General features: G+C 63.6%; 1 protein-coding gene and 2 pseudogenes. 1 reads left to right on the top strand and 2 read right to left on the bottom strand.

Annotated elements, in window-relative coordinates:
* Window positions 1-281 (top strand): annotated as a pseudogene (locus H0W65_RS12110) (hypothetical protein); the annotation flags it as partial.
* A 6-nt stretch (window positions 282-287) separates the two neighbouring features.
* On the opposite strand, the gene rpoD reads toward H0W65_RS12110, so the two are convergent.
* Together rpoD and H0W65_RS12100 are read right to left on the bottom strand one after the other, a co-directional pair.
* Entirely contained in the window at window positions 288-2,324 is a 2,037-nt protein-coding gene (rpoD, locus tag H0W65_RS12105) for an RNA polymerase sigma factor RpoD (protein WP_294007914.1), read from the bottom strand.
* A gap of 13 nt (window positions 2,325-2,337) precedes the next feature.
* Window positions 2,338-2,748 (bottom strand): annotated as a pseudogene (locus H0W65_RS12100) (DNA primase); the annotation flags it as partial.

Raw genomic sequence — 2,748 nt, 5'->3', positions numbered from 1 at the left:
AGCTGGTCCATGCGCGCGCAGCCAAGGCGGCGCGGGCCGAGCCGGTGGCGTTGCTGTTCGAGCGCGGGCAGGTCAGCGTGCACGGGCGCTTCCCCGAGCTCGAAGCGCAACTGTGCGGGCTGGTGTCGGGCGAGGCCTATGCCGGGCCGGGCAGGTCGCCCGACCGGGCGGATGCGATGGTGTGGGCGCTGGGGGAAGTGATGTTGCGGGTAAGCCGCGTGCGGGTCAGCGGGTGGGAGGCGGCGCCGCAAGTGGCGCCGTTCTGGGTAGCGGAGGGGTAGGTAGGGTTATTGGTCCAAAAAGCTGCGCATTTTCCTTGAGCGGCTGGGATGCTTGAGCTTGCGGAGGGCCTTGGCTTCGATCTGGCGGATACGTTCGCGGGTGACGCTGAACTGCTGGCCGACTTCTTCGAGGGTGTGGTCGGTGTTCATGCCGATGCCGAAGCGCATGCGGAGGACGCGTTCCTCGCGTGGGGTGAGGCTCGCCAGTACGCGCGTCACGGTTTCCTTGAGGTTGGCCTGGATCGCGGCGTCGACCGGGATGATGGCGTTCTTGTCCTCGATGAAGTCGCCGAGATGCGAATCTTCCTCGTCGCCGATCGGGGTTTCGAGGCTGATCGGTTCCTTGGCGATCTTCATCACCTTGCGGACCTTTTCGAGCGGCATCGACAGGCGCTCGGCAAGTTCTTCTGGCGTGGGCTCGCGGCCGGTTTCGTGGAGGAACTGGCGGGACGTACGGACGAGCTTGTTGATCGTCTCGATCATGTGGACTGGGATGCGGATCGTGCGGGCCTGGTCGGCGATGCTGCGCGTGATCGCCTGACGGATCCACCAGGTCGCGTAGGTCGAGAATTTGTAGCCGCGGCGGTACTCGAACTTGTCGACCGCCTTCATCAGTCCGATATTGCCTTCCTGGATGAGGTCGAGGAATTGCAGCCCGCGGTTGGTATATTTCTTGGCGATCGAGATGACGAGGCGGAGGTTGGCTTCGACCATTTCCTTCTTGGCGATGCGCGCTTCGCGTTCGCCCTTCTGGACCTGGTTGACGATGCGGCGGAACTCGGGGAGCGCCATGCCGGTGGCGTTGGCGATCTCGCTGATTTCGCCGCGGATGCGCTCGACGCTGTCGGCCTCGGCGATGGCGAAGGCGGCGAATTTCTTGTCGATGTCCTTGGCGCGGTCGAGCCAGCTATCGTCGAGCTCCGACCCCATATAGCTGTCGAGAAACGCTTTCCGCGGGACGCGGTGGCGCTCGGCGAGGCGTAGCATCTGCCCCCCGAGCGCGGTCAGGCGGCGGTTGTAGGCATAAAGCTGGTCGACCAGATATTCGATCTTGGCGGCGTGGAACTGCACGCTTTCAACTTCGGCGGTGAGCTGCTCCGACAGTTTCTGATATTTTTTCTCGTCAGAGGCGGGGAAAGCGGTGCCGGCGTTGAGCGCGGCGAGGCGCGCCTGCTGGAGCTTGGCGAACTTCTTGAACAGGCCGGTGATCGACGAGAATTTCTCGAGCGCGACGGGTTTGAGCGCTTCTTCCATCTGCGCGAGGGAGAGGGTGTTATCCTCCTCTTCTTCCTCGGCGACGCGGGGCGCGCGGCGCTCGTTGAGCTCATCCTCCTCGTCCGCGACGGGCTCCTCTTCCTCGGGCTCCTCGTCTTCCTTGATCGTCGGGCCGGCGTTCTTTTCGCTAATCTCGTCGTCGCCGCCTTCGCCTTGCTCGCCTTCGGCGATCTGGTCGGGGGAGGGACCCTTCGACAACATCGCCTCGAGATCGAGGATCTCGCGCAATTGCATCGTGCCTTCGTCGAGGTTGTTCGACCATCCAATGATTGCGTTGAACGTGATCGGGCTTTCGCACAGGCCCCAGATCATGATGTCGCGGCCAGCCTCGATACGCTTGGCGATGGCGATTTCGCCTTCGCGGCTGAGCAATTCGACCGCGCCCATTTCGCGCAGATACATGCGGACCGGATCGTCGGTCCGGTCGACCGCTTCCTTCTTGGTCGCAACCGCCGGGCGCGGGCCGCTGTCATCGAGCGGATCGACCTCATCCTCGGGCTCGGCTTCCTTCTCGGGCTCGGCATCTTCGTCGTCGGCATCGTCATTCTCGACGACGTTGACGCCCATTTCCGACAGGCGGGACATGATGTCCTCAATCTGTTCGGACGAATGCTCGTCCTGAGGGAGGGCCTCGTTGATTTCCTCATAAGTGACGACGCCGCGCTTCTTGGCGCGGGCCATCATCTTCTTGATCGAAGCATCGTTGAGGTCGATGAGCGGCGCGTCGCCGGTCTCGATTTCGCTGTCCTGGGTGTCGTTTTTCGCCATCTTGCCGAGCCGCTTACTCATTGCCGGCCAGATTGGCCAGTCGTTCGTTGATCGCCTCACGCGATGCGTGAAGCCGCTGCTGTTCCTGAAAGGCGCTGTCGTCGCCCGCGACCAGTCGCCGGGTAGCCGCGTCGAGCGCCGCTTCAATCTCGACCGTTGCCGTCAACGCCTCGATCGCGGAGCCCAAGTCGCGCCGGGCGACCTGGGGATCACAATGGCTGCGGGTGAAGGAAAAGCCGATATCGCCGCCTTTCGACACGTCGCGCCAGGCGGCGGCCGTGTCTTCGTTTTGCAATATGGTGGCGAGGCCGGCACGATCAAGCGCCTGGCCGGCCATGACGAGGTCGAGCAAGCGGTCGCGGATTGTGGCGGCCGCCTTGTCGGGGATGGGCAAAGCGGCGAGCGCCTCGACATGGTCGGCGAC

It is taken from the genome of Sphingomonas sp., from assembly GCF_013816785.1.
Taxonomy (GTDB): Bacteria; Pseudomonadota; Alphaproteobacteria; order Sphingomonadales; family Sphingomonadaceae; genus Sphingomicrobium.
The sequence above is the reverse complement of the archived record's forward strand: the minus strand, read 5'-3'. Positions and strand labels throughout refer to the sequence as shown.